At 61.0% G+C, this 21228-nt stretch carries 17 protein-coding genes and 1 pseudogene; 8 read left to right on the forward strand and 10 right to left on the reverse strand.

Annotated elements, in window-relative coordinates:
* Positions 1–149: 149 nt before the first annotated feature.
* Positions 150–2726, reverse strand: a complete 2577-nt coding sequence (leuS, locus tag BN1115_RS20120) for a leucine--tRNA ligase (RefSeq protein WP_042658570.1) — start codon at positions 2724–2726, stop codon at positions 150–152.
* Between the two features lie 145 nt (positions 2727–2871).
* Here leuS and BN1115_RS20125 point away from each other — a divergent pair, with 145 nt between their 5' ends.
* Positions 2872–3366, forward strand: coding sequence for a zinc ribbon-containing protein (locus tag BN1115_RS20125; protein ID WP_005335155.1), 495 nt, complete (start codon positions 2872–2874; stop codon positions 3364–3366).
* A gap of 84 nt (positions 3367–3450) precedes the next feature.
* On the opposite strand, the gene BN1115_RS20130 is transcribed toward BN1115_RS20125, so the two are convergent.
* The 3 genes from BN1115_RS20130 to fldB form a co-directional block, all read right to left on the reverse strand.
* Positions 3451–4791 (reverse strand): TldD/PmbA family protein, encoded by a 1341-nt coding sequence (locus BN1115_RS20130; protein WP_042658571.1) that lies wholly within the window; start codon positions 4789–4791, stop codon positions 3451–3453.
* The gene (locus BN1115_RS20135; protein ID WP_042658572.1) at positions 4791–6191 is read right to left on the reverse strand and encodes a TldD/PmbA family protein; all 1401 of its coding nucleotides are present in this window, start codon (positions 6189–6191) and stop codon (positions 4791–4793) included. The genes BN1115_RS20130 and BN1115_RS20135 overlap by 1 nt, the downstream gene beginning before the upstream one ends.
* Positions 6192–6393: 202 nt before the next feature.
* Positions 6394–6912, reverse strand: a complete 519-nt coding sequence (gene fldB / locus BN1115_RS20140) for a flavodoxin FldB (RefSeq protein ID WP_005335151.1) — start codon at positions 6910–6912, stop codon at positions 6394–6396.
* Between the two features lie 250 nt (positions 6913–7162).
* On the opposite strand from fldB, the gene xerD reads away from it, so the two are divergent.
* The gene (gene xerD / locus BN1115_RS20145) at positions 7163–8062 is read left to right on the forward strand and encodes a site-specific tyrosine recombinase XerD (protein WP_005335149.1); all 900 of its coding nucleotides are present in this window, start codon (positions 7163–7165) and stop codon (positions 8060–8062) included.
* A 72-nt stretch (positions 8063–8134) separates the two neighbouring features.
* Here xerD and mscL read toward each other — a convergent pair whose 3' ends face one another.
* Entirely contained in the window at positions 8135–8545 is a 411-nt protein-coding gene (gene mscL / locus BN1115_RS20150; RefSeq protein WP_042658573.1) for a large-conductance mechanosensitive channel protein MscL, read from the reverse strand.
* Between the two features lie 316 nt (positions 8546–8861).
* Between mscL and BN1115_RS20155 the strand changes: the two genes are divergently transcribed.
* The 3 genes from BN1115_RS20155 (at position 8862) to BN1115_RS20165 (ending at position 12545) form a co-directional block, all read left to right on the forward strand.
* A complete protein-coding gene (locus tag BN1115_RS20155) occupies positions 8862–9509 on the forward strand; it encodes a disulfide isomerase DsbC N-terminal domain-containing protein (RefSeq protein ID WP_042658574.1) in 648 nt (215 codons plus the stop codon).
* Entirely contained in the window at positions 9475–11205 is a 1731-nt protein-coding gene (recJ, locus tag BN1115_RS20160; protein WP_042658575.1) for a single-stranded-DNA-specific exonuclease RecJ, read from the forward strand. Before BN1115_RS20155 ends, recJ begins: the two co-directional genes overlap by 35 nt.
* Before the next feature lie 155 nt (positions 11206–11360).
* Positions 11361–12545, forward strand: coding sequence for a MerR family transcriptional regulator (locus BN1115_RS20165; protein WP_042658576.1), 1185 nt, complete (start codon positions 11361–11363; stop codon positions 12543–12545).
* Between the two features lie 66 nt (positions 12546–12611).
* Here the strand turns inward: BN1115_RS20165 and lnt are convergent, their stop codons facing one another.
* From lnt to miaB, 5 genes are all read right to left on the reverse strand, one after another.
* Positions 12612–14156, reverse strand: coding sequence for an apolipoprotein N-acyltransferase (gene lnt / locus BN1115_RS20170; RefSeq protein WP_042658577.1), 1545 nt, complete (start codon positions 14154–14156; stop codon positions 12612–12614).
* 148 nt (positions 14157–14304) lie between these two features.
* Positions 14305–15189 carry a CNNM family magnesium/cobalt transport protein CorC gene (gene corC / locus BN1115_RS20175; RefSeq protein WP_042061076.1) on the reverse strand — a complete coding sequence of 295 codons (885 nt, stop codon included), beginning with the start codon at positions 15187–15189 and terminating at the stop codon, positions 14305–14307.
* 95 nt (positions 15190–15284) lie between these two features.
* A complete protein-coding gene (gene ybeY, locus BN1115_RS20180) occupies positions 15285–15749 on the reverse strand; it encodes an rRNA maturation RNase YbeY (protein WP_042658578.1) in 465 nt (154 codons plus the stop codon).
* Positions 15746–16819, reverse strand: a complete 1074-nt coding sequence (locus BN1115_RS20185) for a PhoH family protein (protein WP_042658579.1) — start codon at positions 16817–16819, stop codon at positions 15746–15748. Before BN1115_RS20185 ends, ybeY begins: the two co-directional genes overlap by 4 nt.
* A 54-nt stretch (positions 16820–16873) precedes the next feature.
* The gene (gene miaB, locus BN1115_RS20190) at positions 16874–18307 is read right to left on the reverse strand and encodes a tRNA (N6-isopentenyl adenosine(37)-C2)-methylthiotransferase MiaB (protein WP_042658580.1); all 1434 of its coding nucleotides are present in this window, start codon (positions 18305–18307) and stop codon (positions 16874–16876) included.
* Between the two features lie 265 nt (positions 18308–18572).
* Between miaB and BN1115_RS20195 the strand changes: the two genes are divergently transcribed.
* The 3 genes and pseudogenes from BN1115_RS20195 to BN1115_RS20205 all read left to right on the forward strand — a co-directional run bounded on the left by BN1115_RS20195 (position 18573) and on the right by BN1115_RS20205 (position 21206).
* Positions 18573–19736, forward strand: a complete 1164-nt coding sequence (locus tag BN1115_RS20195) for an FAD-dependent oxidoreductase (RefSeq protein WP_042658581.1) — start codon at positions 18573–18575, stop codon at positions 19734–19736.
* A 50-nt stretch (positions 19737–19786) separates the two neighbouring features.
* A pseudogene (locus BN1115_RS20200) lies at positions 19787–20370 on the forward strand (cysteine hydrolase family protein).
* 146 nt (positions 20371–20516) lie between these two features.
* Positions 20517–21206, forward strand: coding sequence for an excalibur calcium-binding domain-containing protein (locus BN1115_RS20205; RefSeq protein WP_042658582.1), 690 nt, complete (start codon positions 20517–20519; stop codon positions 21204–21206).
* Positions 21207–21228: the final 22 nt, after the last annotated feature.

Raw genomic sequence — 21228 nt, forward strand, 5'->3', positions numbered from 1 at the left:
CCGTTTGCTGTCACAGATTGGCAATGATCAGTTGGCAGCCAATTAGTTAGCGACAATGTTGAGCTGTCATGGGCCGGTACGTCGTTACCCATGAGTGGCCACACAGTCAGCCAAGGTCGCCAAATGGTATGACATCAGTTGGCAACCGATCAGTTAGCGACAATATTGAGCAGCTTGCCTGGTACATAGATCACCTTGCGCACGGTCAGCCCGTCGGTGAACTTCTGGACGGAGGCATCGGCCATCGCCAGCTTCTCGACGTCGGCCTGGCTGATCTCGGCTGGCACGGTCAGCTTGCCGCGCATCTTGCCGTTGATCTGTACCACCACCAGCTTCTCGGTTTCGACCATGGCCACTTCATCGGCCACCGGCCAGGCAGCGTGATCGATGTCATCGCCCTTGCCCAGCATCTTCCACAGCTCGAAGCCGATATGCGGGGTGATGGGGTAGAGCATGACTACCACAGCTTCCAGCGCTTCCTGCATCAGGGCGCGGTCCTGCTCGTCGTTGCCCAGCTTGGAGAGATTGTTCATCAGCTCCATGATGGCGGCGATGGCGGTGTTGAAGGTCTGACGGCGACCCACGTCATCGCTTACCTTGGCGATGGTCTTGTGCAGTTCACGGCGTACCGCTTTCTGCTCGTTGGTGAGAGCAGCTACATCGAGTGCGGCAACGGCGCCACCGGAAACGTGTTCGAAGGTGACGCGCCACAGGCGACGCAGGAAGCGCTGGGCACCCTCTACGCCGGAGTCGGACCACTCCAGCGTCATTTCTGCCGGAGAGGCGAACATCATGAACAGACGGACGGTATCGGCGCCGTAACGCTCGACCATCAGCTGCGGGTCGATGCCGTTGTTCTTGGACTTGGACATCTTGGTCATACCGGAGTGCATTACCTCACGGCCTTCGTTGTCGATGGCCTTGGTGATGCGACCCTTCTCGTCACGCTCTACCTTGACGTCGGTCGGGCTGACCCAGACGTTGCCGCCCTTCTCGTCTTTGTAGTAGAAGGCGTCAGCCAGCACCATGCCCTGGCAGAGCAGGCGCTTGAACGGCTCGTCGCTGTTGACCAGACCCGCGTCACGCAGCAGCTTGTGGAAGAAGCGGGCGTAGAGCAGGTGCATACAGGCGTGTTCGATACCGCCGATGTACTGATCCACCGGCAGCCAGTGGTTGGCAGCAGCCGGATCCAGCATGCCCTTGTCGTAGTCCGGGGAGCAGTAGCGCGCGTAGTACCAGGAGGACTCCATAAAGGTGTCGAAGGTATCGGTCTCGCGGAACGCTTCCTGACCGTTGTAAGTGGTCTTGGCCCACTCGGCGTCGGCCTTGATCGGGCTCTGGATACCATCCATCACCACATCTTCCGGCAGCAGCACCGGCAGTTGATCTTCCGGCGTCGGCACGACGGTGCCGTCAGCCAGGGTCAGCATCGGGATAGGGGCCCCCCAGTAACGCTGACGGGAGACACCCCAGTCACGCAGACGGAAGTTGACGGTGCGCTTGCCGTGGCCGAGCGCTTCCAGCTTGTTGGCGATGGCGTCAAAAGCGCCCTGGAAGTCGAGACCGTCAAACTCGCCGGAGTTGAACAGCACGCCCTTCTCGGTGTAAGCCGCTTCGCTCACGTCGACGTCGCCATCAACCGGTTTGATCACCGCCTTGATGTCGAGGCCATATTTGGTGGCGAATTCGAAGTCACGCTGATCGTGAGCCGGAACTGCCATCACGGCGCCGGTGCCGTAGTTCATCAGTACGAAGTTGGCGACCCAGACCGGTACCTTGCGGCCATCCAGCGGGTGAATGGCGTAGAGGCCGGTGGCCATGCCCTTCTTCTCCATGGTGGCCAGTTCGGCTTCGGCTACCTTGGTGTTTTTGCACTCTTCGATAAAGGCGGCCAGCTCCGGATTGTTCTGGGCTGCTTGCAGCGCCAGCGGGTGACCGGCAGCGATACCAACATAGGTGACGCCCATGAAGGTGTCCGGACGGGTGGTGTAGACCTCCAGCTGCTCAGCCTGACCCTCGATAGCGAAGCTGATGTTGACCCCTTCGGAGCGGCCAATCCAGTTGCGCTGCATGGTCTTGACCATCTCCGGCCAGCCTTCCAGATTGTCGATGTCGCTGAGCAGCTCTTCGGCGTAGTCGGTGATCTTGATGAACCACTGGGGGATCTCTTTCTGCTCCACCGGGGTGTCACAGCGCCAGCAGCAGTTGTCGACAACCTGCTCGTTGGCCAGCACTGTCATGTCGTTCGGGCACCAGTTGACGGAGGAGGTCTTCTTGTAGACCAGACCCTTCTCGTAGAGCTTGGTGAAGAACCACTGCTCCCAGCGGTAGTAATCCGGTTTGCAGGTGGCGACTTCACGATCCCAGTCATAACCCAGACCCAGCATCTTCAGCTGGTTCTTCATGTATTCGATGTTTTCGTAGGTCCAGGGCGCCGGTGCGGTATTGTTTTTGATCGCGGCGTTCTCGGCCGGCAGACCGAATGCATCCCAACCTATGGGTTGCAGCACGTTCTTGCCATTGAGGCGTTGATAACGGGAGATCACATCACCTATGGTGTAGTTACGAACGTGCCCCATGTGTAGTCGACCAGACGGATAGGGGAACATGGACAGGCAGTAGAACTTCTCCTTGTCTACCTTCTCCACGGCCTTGAAGGTTTTCTTGGCATCCCAGTGCTTTTGCACTGCTGGTTCGATTGATTGGGGAACGTATTGCTCTTGCATTGGTGACATCCGGATCTGTGAAATGAATAGATAAATCAGCTGGGAAATCGCAATAGAATACCCATATCCTGCGGCGGCAACAACCGCCAGCGTCCCTTGGGCCTTAAGCCGGGCCAGATCAGGGTTTAGTAGAGGAGTTAGAGCCATGGACAAACGTCAAAAAGGGTACGAAGCCTTCATTGCCGAGCTGCAAAAACAGTGGCAAGAGACTGAAGAGTTCCAGGGGGAGCGCCTCAACCGGATGATTGCCAAGGTGCAGGCCTATCTGGAGGCGGCCAGCGACCTGACTCAGGACGAACTGGCGCTGATCGCCGAGTACGTGAAGCGGGATCTGGGCAACTATGACGAGGGGCGCCATGACGATAGTGCGCAGGTGGAAGAGTCTGCCTTTATGCTGGCCCTCAAAGACACCGCCTGGTCCTGGCTGGCGGATGTGACCGACCGCGCCCAGGTGGAGTGGCGCGAGCTGGCCGACGAGCTGGAGCACAAGGGCGTCTATGAGGCGGGTGACTGGGTAGGGCTCGGGGTCATGGTGTGCGACCAGTGTGGCTGGCGCCATACCGTGCTGCATCCCCAGCAGCTCGATACTTGCCCCGAATGCGGCTGCGCCGAGTATCACCGCGAGCCGCTCTCGCCCTGAGTCATGCCATCAATGCGGACGAGATAACGAGCAAAAAGGCGCCATCAGGCGCCTTTTTCTTGCTTGCAGGTTTCGTCGGGACGTTTACTTGCCCGCGACGGAGAGGCCGCCAAAACGGATCTGCGGGGCGTAGAAGCCCTTGCCGTCGTTGTGGTGCAGGGTATCGCCAACCGCTTCCAGCTCGCCCAGCAGGCGGTAGAAGTTGCCTGCTACTGTGATGCCGCGCACCGGCTGCAGGCGAACTCCATCGCGACAGAGGAACCCTGACGCGCCAAAGGAGAAGTCGCCGCTCACCGCATCGGCACCCGAATGCAGGCCATCCAGCTTGACCAGCTCCAGATAGTCGCCGCTCTGCACCTCCGCTTCGCTGTGGGGGCCCGCGCCAAACACCAGATGGCGAGCGGTCACATCGAGGGCGCTGCGGGCACCGCGGGCGGCCGAGCCGTTGCTGGCGACGCCAAAGTGGCGGGCAGTAGCGCTGTTGTGGAGCAGGGTCTTCAGCTCCCCTTCGCCAATCAGCAGCAGATCCGAGCTGGCCGCCCCCTCGCCATCAAACGCCTTGATGTTCATGCCGCCCGGCATATAGACCCGGCTCTCCAGAGTAAGCCAGCGTGACGCTACGCTCTGGCCGACCTTGCTGCGCCAGGGGTTGATCCCCTGCTGGGCCCACTTGCCCGACAGCACACCCTGAAAGCAGCCAAACAGGCTGGCAAAGCAGTTTGTGCTGAAGATGACGCTGTAGCGACCGCTCGGCACCGCTTCACCGGGCAGTAGTCCATCGGCGATGGCGTAGATCTGCTCGATCAGGGCCTGGCTATCCAGCTCGTCGAAGCGACGGCCATACTGCCCCTGCGAGTGCATCGACTGGCGGCCATCCCGTTCCACCAGCGCCGAGGTGTAGCAGCCGACGCTGAACTCGCCGTGCTGGCAGAGGGTGCCCTGACTGTTGGCGAGCCAGAGCTGGCTCTCACCTTCGAAGAAGCTGTTGTAGGGGGCGCCGCTCACTTCGGGCATGGCCAGCATGTCTGATTCGAGGCGCAGGGCCAGGGCGATCTTCTCCTCAACCGGCGTGGTATCGGGCTGGTTGATCTCGGCGCAATCTGTGGTGATCCGGCTATTGGCCACCGAGATGCGCTGATCTGCATCCACCTTGGCAAAGCGGCTGGTATCGAGCGCATCCTGCAGCATGGCATCCAGCGCCAGCTCATCGAGGGATTCCGAGTAGGCGATGCCGACCCGACCCTCTTTTATCAGGCGAATACCGAGTTGCTGGCTGCTGGTGACCTTGTATTCACCGAGCTCGCCTTTGTCTGCCTTGAGGGAGAAGGCCTTCTCCTGATTGGCGATGATGTCTGCCTCGGCGCCGAGGTCGGCCACCTTGTCGAGCAGGCGGGTGAGCAGTTGATTCATGTCGATGGTGCTCATCAGGCGTTCCCTCCCACCAGAATATTGTCCACTTTCAGCGCCGGCTGGCCCACCGAGGTGGGGACCGAGCCCGAGACAGAGCCGCACATACCGGCGGCTAGCGCCAGATTGCTGCCCACCATGGAGATCTCTTTCAGCACCTGCGGGCCGGTACCGATCAGGGTGGCCGACTTGAGCGGTTTGGTGATTTTGCCGTGCTCGATGAGGTAGGCTTCCTGCACATTGAAGTTGAATTCACCGGTGCCGGGCTGTACCGAGCCGCCCCCCATCTTCTTGGCGTAGATGCCATGTTCGACGGTGGCCAGCATATCGTCGAGGCTGTGATTGCCCGGTTCGATATAGGTGTTGCGCATGCGCGAGGTGGGGGCGTACTTGTAGGATTCGCGCCGCCCCGAGCCGGTGCGGGCGTAGCCCGTTTTGAGGGCACCCATTCTGTCCACCAGAAAACCGGTCAGGACGCCGTCCTTGATGAGCTGGGTATGCTGGGTCGCCATCCCCTCGTCATCGACGTTGATGGAGCCCCAGGCATTGCCTTGCAGCCCTTCATCCACCGCATTGACCACCGGATTGGCGATAAGCTGGCCCATCTTGTCGTGGAACACCGACGCCTTCTTGGCCACCGAGGTGGTCTCCAGCAGATGACCGCACGCCTCGTGGAAAATGACGCCGCCAAAGCCGTTCTCCATGATGACCGGCAGGGTGCCGCTCGGGCAGGGAGCCGCGCCCAGTTTCACCAGTGCCTGACGGGTGGCGGTGAGGGCCAGCTCGCGCGGATCGATGCGATCGGCATGCTCCCAGCCCATCAGGGCGCCGGGGGCCTCGTAACCAACGCTCTGCTCGCTCCCTTCCATGGCGATGGTCTGGGCCATGATGCGGTTGTAGTGGCGGCGATCGGCCACTTGCACGCCTTCGCTGTTGAAGATCTCCACCTCCTGCTCCCAGCCCAGCACGTTGCCGGAGAACTGGCTCACCTTGCCGCTCTCGGTGCGGGCCGACGCATCCATGGCGTGCAGATAGGCGATCTTCTGCTCCAGCAGCTTGTCTGCCGAGAGCGGCAGCGCGACCGGGTTGCGATCGCTCAGGCGGGTGAAATCGAAGGCGGTGGCGGTCACCACGGGGTCGCGGCGGTCTTTGGCCGCCAGCAGGGTGACGATGCGCAGCAGCTCGTCGCGGCTGGCTTGGTTGGTGTAGCCGTAGAGCACCTTGTGGCCGTAACAGAGGCGCACACCGATGCCGAAATCGAGGCCACCGCTGATGTTCTCTATCTGGCTGGAGAGCAGGCTGAGCTGGCTGCGGCGCTTGCGCTCCACAAACAGCTCGGCAAAATCGGCACCCAGCGCCAGCGCGTGATCGAGCACGTCACGGGCAATGGCGGGGGCCAACAGGGAGAATGGGGTCATAGAATATCCTTTTCTGGTCTGTCCGTTTGCTTCCGACATCCGGCTCTGATTGTTATGGGATGTCGAGTCCATTGTTGCAGACCAGCACAAAAAAGTCGCTATAGCGTCATGCGATGATACCGATTGAGAAAATCGGTGCGATAACTGCGCCCGACGGCCAGGGCCAGGCGCTCAGGGTCGTTTTGCCAAAACGTGGGAAAGATCAGAGCAGGGCGTGGATTTCGCTCAGGATCTGCTCGACCCACTGCTCGATGCGCGGATCGGTCTGGTCATATTGGTTGGCATCATCGAGGGCCAGCCCGACGAAGTGACGGCCATCGTCGATCAGTGCCTTGGAGGCATCGAATTCGTACCCTTCGTTGGGCCAGTAGCCCACCAGCTTGACCCCTTTTGGCACCAGCTGATCGTGCAGCATGCCGAGGGCGTCCTGGAACCATTCGCCATAACCGAGCTGATCGCCGAGGCCAAATAGGGCCACGATGCGTCCCTCCAGATGGAGATCGGCGATATCTTCCCAGCGGGACTCCCAGTCCTCCTGCAGTTCGCCGAAATCCCAGGTGGAGATGCCGAGGATCAGGATCTCGTAATCCTCCATCCGGCGCAGGGAGACATCCTTGATATTGTGAATATCCACCAGCTCGGGGCCGATGAGGGCGCGGATCTTCTCGGCTGCCATCTCGGTGTAACAGGTGGTGGAACCGTAAAACAGACCAATCTTCATCGCTCTACTCTCTGTTGGCGCTTTCTCGCTTGCTGTTGGCGCGTTCTCACATGCTCGTGTGGGCTGCGCCATGTTGGCAACACGATGGGTAACGTAAGGGGAGGGCGCCAGTCTAGCAGATTGCCATTCGACCTTCACCGCCCGGCAAGGGGCGTGGCAAACGTGCCTTATCTTTCCAATGAAAGTGCCTTGTCTTTCCAAGGAGTTGGCGCGTTACAATGGGCCATCTTTCCCCTTATTGCAGCGCACCATGAGCAAGCCTGACCCACATCCCCTGATTGAACCCTTCCTCGACGCCCTCTGGCTGGAGCGGGGATTGTCTGACAACACGGTCAGCTCCTATCGCAGCGACCTGGAGAAGTTCTCCCTCTGGCTCGACGAGCAGGGGAGCTCGCTGCTGCTGGCGGGGATGGACGAGATCCAGCACTACCTCGCCTGGCGGGTCGATCACCAGTTTGCGGCCAGCAGCACCGCCCGCTTCTTGTCGGCCCTGCGCCGTTTTTACCAGTATCTCAACCGCGAGAAGCTGCGCAGCGATGATCCGACCGTGCTGCTGGAGGGGCCCAAGCTGCCGAAAAAACTCCCCTCAGATTTAAGCGAAACGGAAGTGGAAGCTCTGCTGAGTGCGCCGCTGGTGGATGACCCGCTGGAGCTGCGGGACAAGGCGATGCTGGAGCTGCTCTACGCCACCGGGCTGCGGGTTTCCGAGCTGGTGGGGCTCACCGCCGAGCATGTCAGCCTGCGTCAGGGGCTGGTGCGGGTAGTGGGCAAGGGCAACAAGGAGCGGCTGGTGCCGATGGGCGAGGAGGCGATGCACTGGCTGGAGCGTTACTACCGGGAGGCCCGCACCCTGCTGCTGGGGGGCACCAGCTCTGACGTGGTGTTCCCCTCCAAGCAGGCCCGTATGATGACCCGCCAGACCTTCTGGCACCGCATCAAGCTCTACGCGCAGCGGGCCGGGATCAACGGCGAGCTCTCCCCCCATACCTTGCGCCACGCCTTTGCCACCCATCTGCTCAACCACGGCGCTGACTTGCGGGTGGTGCAGATGCTGCTGGGCCATGCGGATCTATCCACCACCCAGATCTACACCCATGTGGCCAACGAGCGACTCAAGGCGCTGCACGGTGAGCACCACCCGAGAGCCTGAGTGCAGTGCCTCTCAAAAACAAAAAACCGCCAGCAGGCGGTTTTTTTGGCATTACACGACAGGAAGTGGCGTTTATTTCCCCTGTTGGGATTTCAGCAGATCACGGATCTCGGTCAGCAGCTCCTGATCCTTGGTCGGGCCTGCCGGGGCGGCGGCTTCCTCTTCCTGTTTCTTCTTGAGGGTGTTGATGGCCTTCAGTCCCATGAAGATGGCAAAAGAGATGATCAGAAAGTCGATGATGGTCTGGATGAATTTGCCATAGGCGATGACCACGGCCGGAGTGCTGCCCTCTGCGGCCTTCAGGGTGACCGCCAGGTCGCTGAAGTCCACGCCGCCGAGGATCAGGCCGATGGGCGGCATGATCACGTCACCGACGAAGGAGGAGACAATCTTGCCGAAGGCGGCACCGATGATGATACCGACCGCCATGTCGATGACGTTGCCGCGGGCGGCAAAGGCTTTGAACTCTTGAATCAGACTCATTATTTCCTCCGAAATTAAACAAGATAGCGCGTTGATGCCCCTTGCCAAAGGGCGAACTCTTGTCAGGAAAAACAGAGGCGAAGCCGCGTTATTCCTGTCGTCCTGACTAGCTTGCGGGCGTTATGAGTCCTTGGCAATCGGAGGGAATCATTTTTTTGGTACAAAGTGATATTAATTTTTTGGTAAGTAGCAGGTTGAATAATGAGCTGTGCTGCTGTAGTTTGCTTGGTCGATTCATTCATACCACGTGAGTAAACAAGTGAAGTATTTACTACTGGGAATGATGCTTTTGTGCACATTTGCTGCCAGAGCGGGGATGGATACCCAAGCCTTGAAACAGACCATCACGGCCCGGCTGGGGGTGCCCGTCTATCTGGTTGAACCGACCCCGATTGCGGGGTTGTATATGCTGGGCACCTCCCAGGGGGTGCTCTACAGCGATGCCAAAGGGGACTATGTGGTGCAGGGGATCATGCTGGATATGACCCGTGACATGAAGAACCTGACCATCTCTGGCATGCGTGAGCAGCGCCGACTGGGCCTGGCTCAGGTGGCCCATACTCCCATTGTGCTCAAGGCCCGGGATGAGCGTCACCGGGTGGCGCTGTTTCTCGGCGAACAGGATGCGGCACGCCGTCAGCTCTCCGCCACACTGCAACAGTTGCAGGCCTCCGGCGTGAGCGTCGAGATCTATCCCGTCATTGATCATGCCGAACGGGCGGCAGACTGGTGCAGCGACCCCCTGCTGCAAAATGATCCGTTAAAAGCCTATTTGCCTCAAACGGCATGTAGTGAGACCCTTATCCAAAATATTGGCCTGAGCCAATGGTTGGGGGTCAAGGTACTGCCGGCCTGGGTCTCCTCTGACGGGGATCTGGTGCGCGGGTATCAGAGCCCCGAACAGCTGCTCAAGATACTGGATCATATTGATGTCCCTGCAAATCCGTCGTCGTCCGCGAGTTGATGATTCCCATCTGCCTGCCACCCTGCATCCCCTGCTTCGCCAAATCTTCGCCAGCCGTGGCGTAGACGATCCCGCCCTGCTGGAGCGCAGCGCCAGCCAGCTGTTGCCGCCCCAGCGCCTCTATGGCATGGAGCAGGCGGTGCCGCTGCTGGCGGATGCCCTGACTGCCCAGAAACGGATCCTCATCGTCGGTGACTTCGATTGCGACGGTGCCACCAGCTCGGCCCTGTGCGTGCTGGCGCTGCGCGCCATGGGCGGTCGCCACATCGATTTTCTGGTGCCCAACCGCTTCGAGTTCGGCTACGGCCTCACCCCCGAAATTGTCGAGCTGGCGGTGGCCCGTGGCGCCGAGTTCCTGATCACGGTGGATAACGGTATCTCCAGCATCGCCGGGGTGGCGGCGGCCAAGGCGGCGGGCATGCAGGTACTGGTTACCGATCACCATTTGCCGGGTCAGGAGCTGCCTGACGCCGATGCCATCGTCAACCCGAACCAGCATGGCTGCGATTTCCCCTCCAAGTCGCTGGCCGGGGTGGGGGTGGCCTTCTATCTGATGGCGGCTCTCAACACCCACCTGCGCCAGCTCGGTTGGTATGAGCGGCAAGGGCTGCGTGCCCCCAATGTGGCGGATTATCTCGATCTGGTGGCCCTCGGCACGGTGGCCGACGTAGTGGCGCTCGATGGCAACAACCGCATTCTGGTCCATCAGGGCTTGCAGCGGATCCGGGCCGGGCGCTGTCGCCCCGGTATTCAGGCACTGGTGGATGTGTCGGGCCGCGATGGTCGCCGTCTCACCGCCGCCGACCTCGGTTTTGCGCTGGGGCCGCGCCTCAACGCGGTGGGCCGTCTCGATGACATGTCGCTCGGGGTCGCCTGCCTGCTGAGCGACGATCTCAATCTGGCGCGCCAGCTCGCCTCCGAGATGGATAGCCTCAATCAGGAGCGCAAGGAGATCGAGCAGGGGATGCAGCAGGAGGCGCTTGCCACCCTGGAGCAGATCCGTTTTCGCGATGGCGAGGTGCCGTCGGGCATAGTGCTGCACCGTAACGAGTGGCATCAGGGGGTGGTGGGGCTGGTGGCCTCCAAGGTGAAGGAGAAGTACTACCGCCCGGTCATCGCCTTTGCCGAAAGCAGCGAGAGCGAGCTCAAAGGCTCTGGCCGCTCCATCCCCGGGGTGCACCTGCGCGATGCACTGGAACTGCTCGATACCCGCCACCCCGGCCTGATGGGCAAGTTTGGCGGCCACGCCATGGCGGCGGGGCTGACCCTGCCCAAGGCCAATATCGAGGCGTTCGGTCGGGCGTTTGAGGCGGTCATCAGCGAGCTGGTGACGCCGGAGCTCTTGACCGGGGTGCTGCTCACCGATGGCGAGTTGTTGCCGGACGAACTCACCCTCGAGCTGGCGGAGCTTATTCGCGCCTCCGGCCCCTGGGGTCAGGCCTTCCCCGAGCCGCTGTTTGACGGTGAATTCGTGCTGGTGCAGCAGCGGCTGGTGGGGGAGAAGCACCTCAAGATGATGCTGACCACCGATTCCGGCCATGCGGTGGATGCCATCGCCTTTGGCGTCGATATCAAGCGCTGGCCCGATGCTTCGGTGAAACGGGTGCGGCTGGTCTATCGGCTCGATGTCAACGAGTGGCGCGGCAACCGCAGCGTGCAGCTGTTGGTGGAGCATCTGGAAGCGGCCGGTCTCTGAGCCGGTAGCATCGCTGATAGCGCTGACAACGGCCACCCTCGGGTGGCCGTTTTTGTTGGCGGATCTCTGGAAAAGGGCGTTGACCTGTCTATAGCTTCACAGTTTAAGCTCGTCTCTATCGGGTCACCTGAGGGCCCGCACCGTGAGTGATTGCCATGAAAATATCCGAACTGGCCCGCCGCTGCGGCCTCGCCCGCTCCACCCTGCTCTATTACGAGAAGCTGGGGGTGATTTCCGGTACCCGGGCCGCCAACGGCTATCGCCACTATGACGAGGGGGATCTGCAGCGACTGCAGATGGTGCAGGCCCTGCAGGCGGGTGGTCTCAGCCTCAAGCAGTGCCTCGCTTGTCTGGCTGGTGAGATAGATCAGGCGGCATTGCAGGCCCGGGTCAGGGAACTGGATGAGGAGCTGGAGAGGATGCGGCGCGCCCGGGATCTGCTTGCGGATCTGGCGGGGCTGAGCCTGCGCTCTGGTGAGGAATTCAAAGCCTGGCAGCTGCAACTGCAGCGCGAGGCACCGGAGGCCTACTTCGCGTGGGTGATGAAACAGGGTTTTAGCGAGAAAGATCGCTACCACTTGCAATGGTTGAGCAAAGACATGAATGAACATGAGCGTTACATCAAGGACTTTATCCAGCTGCTGGATGGCATGAGTTACTGGGGGCCGGGGGATCGAGCCTTCACTCAGCAGCAGTTTGCTGCTTTGCCCATCCGGCCGCGCCGGATCCTCGATATGGGCTGCGGGCGCGGGGCATCGACCATGGCGCTGGCTCAGGTGATCGATGCCGCCATTGTGGCCATCGATCTGGAAGAGGAGGCACTGGCCGCCGTGGCGCACTCCGCCCGAGCGGCGGGCTTTGAGCATGTATCCACCCTCTGCGCCAACATGGCGGCACTGCCGGACGATCTGGCTCCGGCTGACCTCATCTGGGCGGAGGGGAGCGCCTACGTGATGGGGGTTGCCAATGCGCTGAAGGCGTGGCGTCCGCTGCTCGCGAGCCCGCAGGCTTGCATCGTGCTGAGTGATGCGGTCTGGCTGACCGATAATCCGCCCGAGGAGGCATTGGCATTCTGGCAGCAGGATTATCCCGCCATGCAGACGCTGGCGGGCCTGCTTGAGACGGTACAAGCGGCAGGCTACCGCTGCCTGTCACACACCCCATTGCCGATGAGTGCCTGGAACAATTATCTGGACCCCATCGAGGTCAATCTGTTGCGCTATCGAGACGAGCTGGGGGAGAGTGCTGCCTGGCAGGACTTGAGTCGGGAAGTGGCCATCCACCGCCAATATCTGGGCAGTTACGGCTATGTGATCTGCTGCCTGCAAAAAGATGCTTGATAAGTTGTAGTAAACAACGAGGCACCTGCGGGCGCCTCGTTTTTTATCGGTGATTGCGGATTGGCGTTACAGCTCGCGGGCCCAGGGGTGGGCCTTGGGGCGCAGCGCCAGCGCCAGACCCAGCAGCAGCACGGTCAGACCGTAGAGGGGCCAGCTGCCAAAGCGCATATAGGGGGTCTCGCCGTGGGCGGGACGCACCTCGCTGCGCAGCACGCCCGCTTCAAACTGCGGGATCTGGCCGATGATGCTGCCATCGATCTCCGTCACGATGGTGATACCGGTATTGGTGTCGCGCAGCAGTGGGCGAGCCAGCTCCAGCGCGCGCATCCGGGCGATCTCCATATGCTGCCACGGGCCTATGCTGGTGCCGAACCAGGCGTCGTTGGAGACGGTCAGCAGGAAGTCGGTATCGGCATTGACGTTGCGGCGCACCTCCTCCGGGAAGATGATCTCGTAGCAGATGGCGGCGGCGAATTTGAGCCCCTTGGCGATCAGGTTTGGCTGCACTTCGTCACCCCGGCTGAAGGAGGACATCGGCAGGTTGAAGAAGGGGGCGATGGGGCGCAGCAGATCTTCAAACGGCACAAACTCGCCGATGGGCAGCAGGTGGTACTTGTTGTAGCGGTTGGGGTGGTTGTAGAAGTAGGACTCCTTACCATCCGCATCCTGCACCCCCATGCCGAGCACGGTATTGTAGAAGCGCTGTTGCTGCTCGTCGTAGTGGATGATCCCCGCCAGCAGGCCGGTATCGTTCACCTTCATCGCCTTGTCCAGATTCTCCAGATAGGGGCCCATCGCCTTCTCGATAGCCGGGATCGCCGACTCCGGCCAAACGATGATGTCGGCATCCTGATTCTCGCGGCTCAAGTCCTGATAGGTGCGCACCGTGGGGGCCAGCGCCTCCGGATCCCACTTGAGGGACTGGGCGATATTGCCCTGCACCAGCGCCACCTTGACCGGCTCGCCACGGGTCACCCAGTTGAGCTGCATCAGACCGTGAGCACCGGCGACCAGCAGGGCAGGCACCGCCAGCCAGAGCGGGGAGCGGGATTTCCACACCAGCCAGATAGCGGAGGCAGACAGCAACAGGGCGAGGGTGATGCCCTGCACCCCGAGAATGGGGGCAAAGCCCTTGAGGGGGCCGTCGATCTGGCTGTAGCCAAACCAGAGCCAGGGGAAGCCAGTCATCACCCAGCCGCGCAGCCAGTCAGCCACCAACCACAGGGCCGGGAAGGCGAGCAGCCAGCGGCTCCAGTGACGGCCGCCAAAGAAGCGGGCGAAGGCCCAGCAGGCGAGCGTCGGGTAGAGCGCCAGATAGGCGGAGAGCCCGGCCAGCAGCACGAAAGCGACCGGCAGCGGAATACCGCCAAATTCGGTCATGCTGACGTGGATCCACCACAGCCCCGGCAAAAAGAGCCCCATGGCGTAGCCAAAACCGCGCCAGGCGGCCTGTTTCGGCGTGGCTTTGTCCAGCAGGGCGTAAAGCCCGAGCAGGGAGGGTAGCACCAGCGGCCAGTAGCCGAAGGGGGAGAAGGCCAGCACGGCGATGGCACCACAGGCCAGCGCGCTGAGGCTCAACAGGATTCTTGATGTAACGGGAGATGATTTCACGGGCGATTGTGCTCGTCTTGGTGTGCAACTGGGGTCGAATGGCCGGTATCTTAACCTGTAAGCGGGGCAACGGCGAGCCTCGATGCCGGTTGCAGAGAGCACAACGCCCCGAGGTCGGGGCGTTGTTTCAAACATCGAGCGGATCTGCTTACTGCGGTTCGGATTGCGCCGCCGCGTGGTGCTCGGGGATCTTCACCTGCAACTGCTGCAGACGGCGTCGGTCGGCATGCATCACCTTGAACAGGTAGCCGTCCAGCTCGATCTCCTCGCCCTTCTTGGGCAGGTGGCTGAAGGCGTGCATCACCAGACCGCCCACCGTATCCACCTCTTCATCGCTGAATTTGGTGCCGAAGAAGTCGTTGAAATCCTCGATCTCGGTCAGGGCGCTGATGGAGAAGACCCGCTTGCTGAGGCGGCGGATTTCGTCCGGCTCATCCTCGATGTCGTCAAACTCGTCGTCAATCTCGCCAACGATCAGTTCCAGTATGTCTTCGATGGTCACCAGACCGGAGACGCCACCAAATTCGTCGACCACGATGGCCATGTGGTAGCGCTCTTCACGGAACTCCTTGAGCAGACGGTCAACCCGTTTGCTTTCCGGCACGATCACCGTGGGGCGCAAGATTTTCTCGAGCTGCAGCGGCTCGCTGGCGTGATGGCCGCCAAACCCGAAGGGGAGCAGATCCTTGGCGAGCAGAATGCCCTCCACATGATCCTTGTCTTCGTTGATCACCGGGAAGCGGGAGTGACCTGACTCGATGATCACCGGCAGGATCTCGTCGATCGGCTGGGATTTTTCGATGGTCACCATCTGGGAGCGGGGGATCATGATATCGCGCACGCGAAGATCGGCGATCTCCAGCACCCCCTCGATCATGTCCTTGGTGTCCTGATCGATGAGGTCGCGCTCTTCGGCATCGGCTATCACGTCTACCAAATCATTGCGGTCTTTTGGCTCGCCCTGGAAGAGTTGGCTGAGTTTGTCGAGCCAGGTTTTCTTCGGCGAGCCGGTACTAGGGTGATCGTCGGTCATTTTTTCTCTTGGTTACTCGCTTAAACACACTTGAACTTGTTCGGGTTATATAAGGATGGTCATCTGCTGTTTCAAGTCGATGACCGTCCGGCGTTTTACTCTTCGTCGTTCAGATAAGGATCGGCAAAGCCCATTTCCTGCATGATGTCGCGTTCCAGCTGCTCCATCTCTTCAGCTTCCTCATCCTCGATATGGTCATAACCTAGCAGATGCAGACTGCCATGCACAACCATGTGGGCCCAGTGGGCCATGAGGGGCTTGCCCTGCTCTTGTGCTTCCCGTTCCACCACCTGACGACAGATCACCAGATCGCCGAGCAGCGGCAGCTCCAGACCGGGCGGCGCCTCGAACGGGAAGGAGAGCACGTTGGTGGGCTTGTCCTTGCCGCGATAGGTGAGGTTGAGCTCGTTGCTCTCCGCCTCGTCGACGATACGCACCGTCACTTCAGCCTCCTGCTGGAAGCCGAGAATGGTGCCGTCGAGCCAGCCTTGCAGCTGGGCTTCGGTAGGCAGGCCGTCAGTGCTGGCGCTGGCCAGCTGCAGATCCAGGGTTACGCTCATTGCTCGCTCTCTTTGCTGGTGCTCTCTTTGCCGGTACTTTCCTTACCGGTATAAGGGGCTGCTTTTTCAGCTGCCTGCTTGGCATCGAATGCCTCGTAAGCCTGCACGATGCGGGCCACCACCGGGTGGCGGACCACGTCTTTGGACTCGAAGAAGTTGAACGACAGGCCATCGACCCCTTGCAGCACTTCCAGCGCGTGACGCAGGCCGGATTTGGCGTTGCGCGGCAGGTCTACCTGGGTGATGTCGCCGGTCACGACCGCCTTGGAGTTGAAGCCGATGCGGGTCAGGAACATCTTCATCTGCTCGGTGGTGGTGTTCTGGGCCTCATCGAGAATGATAAAGGCGTCATTGAGGGTTCTTCCGCGCATATAGGCAAGCGGCGCCACCTCGATGATGTTGCGCTCCATCAGCTTCTCGACCCGCTCAAAGCCCAGCATCTCGAACAGGGCGTCGTAGAGCGGGCGCAGGTAGGGGTCGACCTTCTGGGAGAGATCGCCGGGCAGGAAGCCCAGCTTCTCCCCCGCTTCCACCGCCGGACGAGTTAGCAGAATGCGGCGGATCTCCTGACGTTCCAAGGCATCCACGGCTGCCGCGACCGCCAGATAGGTCTTGCCGGTACCGGCCGGGCCGATGCCGAAGCAGATATCGTGGCGCACGATATTGGCGATGTACTGAGCCTGATTTGGGCTGCGTGGCTTGATGAGACCGCGCTTGGTCTTGACCGTCACCTCCTTGCCATAGGGGATGCTCGGCGCCGGTTCGTCATCCTGCTCCAGCACTCGCGACTCCGAAATGGCCAGATGGACCATGTCGGGAGTGATGTCGGTCACCTGGCCACCCTTGAGGGGCTGGGTTTCCACATAGAGGTGCTTGAGGATGACGGCGGCCGCATCCAGCTGGGCCGGTTTACCCACCAGTTGGAAGTGGCTGTCACGGTAGCTGATCTCGACGCCGAGGCGGCGCTCCAGCTGCTTGATGTTGTCATCGAAGGGGCCGCACAGGCTGGCAAGGCGCTGGTTGTCGGCGGGCTCCAGATGCAGATTCAGGGTCGAGATGTGTCGGCTCAAAATATCCTCGTCTCAAGGCGCTCCCCATCCGCCGGGCGAATGGGGAGGAGGGGATTAATGGGGAGTGAAGGCGGCCACGCCCAGCTCGTCCGGCACATTGTCGGGACGACGGGCCAGGATTTCGCTCGGGGCGGTGGCGATCCGCAGGTTCATCTCGCTCTCGCCGCGGATGAACTTGCCGCGCAGGGAGTTGGGACGTACCTCGGTGATCTCCACGTCGGCAAAGCCGCCGATCAGGGTGTGCTGGCCTTCGAAGTTGACCACCCGGTTGTTCTCGGTGCGGCCACACAGCTGCATCGGATCGAGCTTGGAGGGCCCTTCCACCAGGATGCGCTGGGTGGTGCCCAGCATGGCGCGGCCAATCTGCATCGCCTGGTTGTTGATGACGTGCTGCAGGCGGGCCAGACGGGCTTTCTTCACTTCCATGTCGACATCGTCGGGCATGTCGGCGGCCGGGGTGCCCGGGCGCGGGCTGAAGATGAAGCTGAAGCTCATGTCGAAACCCACATCCTCGATCAGCTTCATGGTCGCTTCAAAGTCTTCGTCCGTTTCGTTCGGGAAGCCAACGATGAAGTCGGAGCTGATGGTGATGTCGGGGCGGGCGGCACGCAGGCGACGGATCTTGGATTTGTACTCCAGGATGGTGTGCGGGCGCTTCATCATGGTCAGAATACGGTCGGAGCCGCTCTGCACCGGCAGGTGCAGGAAGCTAACCACTTCCGGGGTGTCTTTGTAGACCTCGATGATGTCGTCGGTGAACTCGATCGGGTGGCTGGTGGTGTAGCGAATGCGATCGATACCGTCGATGGCAGCCACCAGGCGCAGCAGCTCGGCGAAGGTGCAGATGCCGCCATCAAAGGTCGGGCCACGCCAGGCGTTGACGTTCTGGCCGAGCAGGTTCACTTCGCGCACGCCCTGCTGGGCGAGCTGGGCTATTTCGTAGAGCACGTCGTCCAGCGGTCGGCTCACCTCTTCACCGCGGGTGTAGGGCACCACGCAGTAAGTACAGTATTTGGAGCAGCCTTCCATGATGGAGACGAACGCGGTAGCCCCTTCGGCGCGCGGTTCGGGCAGGCTGTCGAATTTTTCGATCTCGGGGAAGGCGATATCAACCTGGGCGCCACGGCCCTCTTGCACTTCCTTGATCATGGCGGGCAGGCGATGCAGGGTCTGCGGGCCGAACACGATATCCACATAGGGAGCGCGTTGGCGAATGGCATCGCCCTCCTGAGAGGCAACGCAGCCACCCACGCCGATCACCAGGCCGGGTTTTTTGGCCTTGAGCTTTTTCCAGCGTCCCAGCTGGTGGAACACCTTCTCCTGCGCCTTTTCGCGGATGGAGCAGGTATTCAGCAGCAAGACATCTGCCTCTTCGGGCTCTTCGGTAAGGGTGTAGCCATTGCTGGCATCCAACAGGTCGGCCATTTTGGACGAGTCATACTCGTTCATCTGGCAACCCCAGGTTTTAATGTGAAGTTTCTTGCTCATTGCTTCTCTTGACTTGTTTTGAAATCGGCATGGTCAAAGGACCGCGCATTTTACTCCGCAATCTGGATACTGCCTAGCTAATATCCAGCTGGCAATGGTGCTCACCCGATACCTGTTGCCAGCAAGCTCAATAAGCTTTCTCCTTGATTTGACGCAGCAATTCCCCATTTGCCTCACTGTTTATCAGCCGCCCTTGCGCTATCATGCAGCCATCCGGTTCACGTCCGGGCGCTGTCGCCGGACGCACCCTTTCAGGAATAAATGTATGGAACAGTGTGATATCGCCATCGTCGGCGCCGGCATGGTGGGCGCCGCCACCGCCTGTCTGTTGGCGGCTCAGGGCCTCTCGGTACGGGTCATCGAGACGCAACTGCCGGAGCATTACGCGCCGGAGCAGCCGCTGGATCTGCGGGTCTCCGCCATCAGTCAGGCCTCGGTGGCGCTGCTGGAGCAGGCCGGTGCCTGGCACCATCTGCAGCAGATGCGGCTGTGCCCCTACCGTCGGCTGGAAACCTGGGAGCTGGATGGCTTTGCTACCCGCTTCAACGCCGCCGATCTCGGCCTGCCCCAGCTTGGCTACATCATAGAGAACCGGCTGGTACAGCTCGCCCTGCTCAAACGGATGGAAGATTTTCCCACCATCCAGACCCACACCCCGGCGGCGGTGACCAGCCTGCGCCAGAGTGCGGATGAAGCAGTGCTGACCCTGGATGATGGTACCGAACTGGCGGCCCGCTGGGTGCTGGCCTGCGACGGAGCCGAATCCCATACTCGCAAGCTGGCGGGTATCGGTGTATCGCGTTTCGAGTACCGCCAGCACTGCATGCTGATCAACATCGACACCGATTTCGCGCAGGAAGATATCACCTGGCAGCAGTTCACCCCGAGCGGCCCGCGCGCCTTCCTGCCGCTGCCCGGCCAGCACGGCTCCCTGGTGTGGTATGACAGCCCGGCCCGTATCCGGGCGCTGGCAGCCATGAGCAATGAGGCGCTCGCCGCCGAGGTGCGTCGCCACTTCCCGAGCCGGCTCGGCGGGTTTACCGTCACTGGCAAGGGGTGCTTCCCGCTGGTGCGCCGCCACGCCAACGACTACCACGCCGGTCGGGTGGTGTTGCTTGGCGATGCTGCCCACACCATCAACCCGCTGGCGGGTCAGGGGGTCAACCTCGGCTTCAAGGATGTGGCTTGCTGGACTGATCTGCTGCAAGGAGCTGGCGCCGACTGGCATCAACTGGCGTTGGCCGAACGGTACGAGCGGCGCCGTCGCCCCGACAACCTGTTGATGCAGTCGGGGATGGATCTCTTCTACGGGGTGTTCAGCAACGAGATTGGCCCGCTCAAGCTGGCCCGCAATCTGGCCCTCAATCTGGCTGACAAGGCGGGCCCGCTCAAGGAGATGGCGCTGCGCTATGCCTTGGGGCTGGTATGAAAGGCGATAGCAAGATAGCGGGGGTTGAGTCTGCAAAGGGAGTCAAGGAGATGAACAAGGCACTGCTGGTGATCGATTTTATCAACGACATCGCCCATCCCGACGGGCGTATCGCCGCTTCCGCAGCCCATGTGCTAGAGCAGGATGCCATTGCGCATGCCAATCAGGCGCTGGCCTATGCCCGCGCTCACGGCTGGCTGGTGGTACTGTTCAAGGTGGGCTTCGACAGCGGCTATCAGCTGCAACCCAAGGGCTCCCCCATGTTTGGTCGCGCTCACCAGCTGGGTGCGCTCACCAGCTGGGTGCGCTCTCCCTGGCTGACAGCGGCACCGACTTTCACCCGGATCTGGATGTGCAACCCGACGATCTGGTGCTGGCCAAGCCCAGAGTGAGCCCCTTCTATGGCACGGCGCTGGAGCCTGCGCTGCGGGCCAACCACATCGACCACCTCTATCTGTGCGGGGTGAGCACCAGCTGGGCTATTCAGGCGGCAGCGCGGGATGGTCATGACCGGGACTACGCCATCACCATTCTGGAGGATGCCTGCGCTGCCGCCGATGCCACCGAGCATCACACCTCGCTGCGGATGCTTAGCCGCATCGCCGAGATCATCAAGGTGTCCCAGTTGGTCTGATCCTTAACGCAGGCTGCGCCCGATCACCGTTTTGAGATTTACTCTGCGGCCCTCTGTCGGGCCGCAGCACTTTTGGGCAACATGATTTGCCGGGCGGCAATAGAGTGCGCAATAGTGCTCACATGGATAGCAACAAGGATGGACAGATGCGTTATCAGGGACGGATCGCAAGCTGGAACGAGGCGCGCGGCTTTGGATTTATCACTCCGGAGCAAGAGGGCACCGAGCAGACAACCAATGGATCACGCAGTGCAGGGCTGTTTGTCCATGTCACGGCGCTGCAATCAGATGGCCGCGTACCCGAACCGGGGGAGCGTGTCACCTATCTGATCGGCAGTGGTCAGGATGGCAAACCGAGGGCGTTACAGGTCTTTTTCCCCGATCGCCCGCTCACGTTGGCGGATGCCGGGCCGTCGGCCTCATTATCTGCAGCAAGAGCAGCCGCATCATCATCGGCGCCATCATTGCGGGCGGCAAGCCAGCCGCCACGACCCTCCTCGATCAGAGAGCGGAGTAACCCCTATCGGCGCCGCAAGAGCAGCTGGCGCGGCAAACTGATCCCCCTGCTGGTGCTCGCCGGCCTCTTTTCCATCTATTCCCGCTTCTCGGCCGAGTCGATAGCGCCCTTGCCGACCCCCTCTGTTAGCAGCGGTGGCAGCAGTTTCAGTGACGTCTCATCGCAACCGGCTCAACGCTACCAGTGTGATGGTCGGCAGCATTGTTCCCAGATGACCTCATGCGAGGAGGCAACCTGGTTTTTGCAAAACTGCCCGAATACCAAAATGGACGGAGAGGGCGATGGCATCCCCTGTGAAAATCAGTGGTGTGGGCATTAAATGTTACTTATCAGGCAAATAC

It is taken from the genome of Aeromonas allosaccharophila (assembly GCF_000819685.1).
Classification (GTDB): Bacteria; Pseudomonadota; Gammaproteobacteria; order Enterobacterales; family Aeromonadaceae; genus Aeromonas; species Aeromonas allosaccharophila.